Origin of the sequence: Pseudoalteromonas sp. SR45-5, assembly GCF_014163565.1 — a bacterium.
GTDB classification, from domain to species: domain Bacteria; phylum Pseudomonadota; class Gammaproteobacteria; order Enterobacterales; family Alteromonadaceae; genus Pseudoalteromonas; species Pseudoalteromonas distincta.
The window spans coordinates 1-1,518 of the sequence record NZ_JACJDN010000805.1; the positions used below are offsets into that span (position 1 = coordinate 1).

Annotated in this window: 2 protein-coding genes; both read left to right on the forward strand. The window is 38.0% G+C overall.

Annotated elements, in window-relative coordinates:
• The coding region (locus H5072_RS19215; RefSeq protein ID WP_182694477.1) for a ScpA family protein at positions 1 to 774 on the forward strand (774 nt) is incomplete at its 5' end.
• A 146-nt stretch (positions 775 to 920) separates the two neighbouring features.
• Complete coding sequence (locus H5072_RS19220) at positions 921 to 1,472, forward strand: cytochrome b (protein ID WP_182672248.1); 552 nt, start codon at positions 921 to 923, stop codon at positions 1,470 to 1,472.
• Positions 1,473 to 1,518: the final 46 nt, after the last annotated feature.

The window sequence follows — 1,518 nt, forward strand, 5'->3', positions numbered from 1 at the left end:
GCTTTTTTGCATGGTAAAGCGGTTGTAGATAAACCAGAAGACTTATATATTCCGCCCGATGCGCTCGAAATAATATTAGAAACCTTTGAAGGCCCGCTCGATTTACTGCTTTATTTAATTAAAAAGCATAAACTTGATGTGCTCGATCTTTCTATTTTTAGTATTACAGAGCAGTATGTAAGTTACGTTGAAATGATGACCGAGTTTCAACTCGAACTTGCCGGTGAATATTTAGTAATGGCTGCGTTACTTGCACAAATTAAGTCGCGCTTATTACTCCCTGTTCACGAAGAGCTTGAAGAGGAAGAAGACCCTCGCGCTGAGCTTATTAAACGCCTGCAAGAATATGAGTTATTTAAAAAAGCCGCCGAAAACCTCGATGATATCCCCCGTGTTGGGCGTGATATTTTTATAGCGCATGCCGCTATGCCAATAAATGAAGACACAAGTCATAACCTCCCTGATATTGAACTTAAAGACTTAATGCTGGCGTTGAGTGATGTTATGGCGCGAGCAAAAACGTTTGAACATCATCAAATTACTGCTGAAGTACTCTCAACCCGAGAGAGAATGAGCCAAATATTACAACAGCTATCGAAAGCAAATTCAGCAGTGGTATTTAATGCGCTTTTTACGCCTGATGAAGGGCGTAGTGGTGTGGTGGTTAGTTTTATAGCCATGCTTGAGCTCATTAAAGAAGGACTTGTTACTTGTTTGCAAGTAAGCCCAGAGAGCTTAATTTATGTCAGCTTGAGCGAGCAATCCACCCTATAAACTTATCTGTTTAATCCTCAACTTTTAAAAACTGACTTTAATTATCAAAGTTCTGTGCGTATACGCACGTAAAGTGTTTGTAAATGTTATTTTCATTTACGGCTATGCACTATATTGTAACGTCATAGCATTATAGGACTTTACACATGTTTAAAAATACACCTTCATCTTACGGACTTGTCGCCATTATTTTACATTGGCTGATGGCGTTGACTATTTTTGGCCTGTTTGGTTTAGGTTTATATATGGTTGAGCTTACTTATTACGATAGCTGGTATAAAGGCTCGCTCGATTTACATAAAAGTATTGGTATTACGCTTGTGGCGGTATTTTTATTTAGAATTTTATGGCGTGCTTTATCTACACAACCTAAACCATTAGGTGAAAGTAAAGGCATGAACCAATTAGCACATACTGCGCATATTGCTATGTATATTATTTTGGCCGTTATAGTTGTTGCAGGGTATTTAATATCAACCGCAGACGGACGTCCAATAGAAGTGTTTACCTTATTTAACGTATCAGCGCTTGATTTTGCATTTGATGACCAAGCCGATATTGCAGGAAAAGTACATTATTATGGCGCGTGCACATTAATCGGGTTTGCAGTATTGCATGCACTAGGGGCGTTTAAACATCACTTTATCGATAAAGATAAAACCTTAATCAGAATGATCAAACCATTAAAGGATGATTAAAATGAAAAAATTATTAGTAAGCACAGCCGTTTCGGTTGCAATGATG